1 protein-coding gene is annotated in these 235 nt (G+C 69.8%); it reads left to right on the forward strand.

What is annotated here, in order from left to right; all coding sequences use genetic code 11:
* Window positions 1-66 precede the first annotated feature (66 nt).
* The coding region (locus tag EOD29_RS35050; protein WP_164764104.1) for a cytochrome c-type biogenesis protein CcmH at window positions 67-235 on the forward strand (169 nt) is incomplete at its 3' end.

A 235-nucleotide genomic window follows, 5' to 3' on the forward strand; every position in this document is an offset into this window, starting at 1 on the left:
GCGCCTGCGCGTCGGCGCCCCGCGCCGAAAGGCGAAGGCCGCAGCTCCTGCGATGGAGCCGGCGGAATGATGCGTCTCTCCCGTCTCCTCGTCGCCGTGTTCGTGTTCTTCGCACCCGTTTCCGCCTTCGCCGTCAATCCCGACGAGGTGCTGGCGGATCCGGCGCTGGAGGCCCGCGCCCGGGCGCTATCGGCCGAACTGCGCTGCATGGTCTGCCAGAATCAGTCGATCGACG

The sequence above is a fragment of the Mesorhizobium sp. M1A.T.Ca.IN.004.03.1.1 genome (genome assembly GCF_003997555.1).
Taxonomy (GTDB): domain Bacteria; phylum Pseudomonadota; class Alphaproteobacteria; order Rhizobiales; family Rhizobiaceae; genus Mesorhizobium.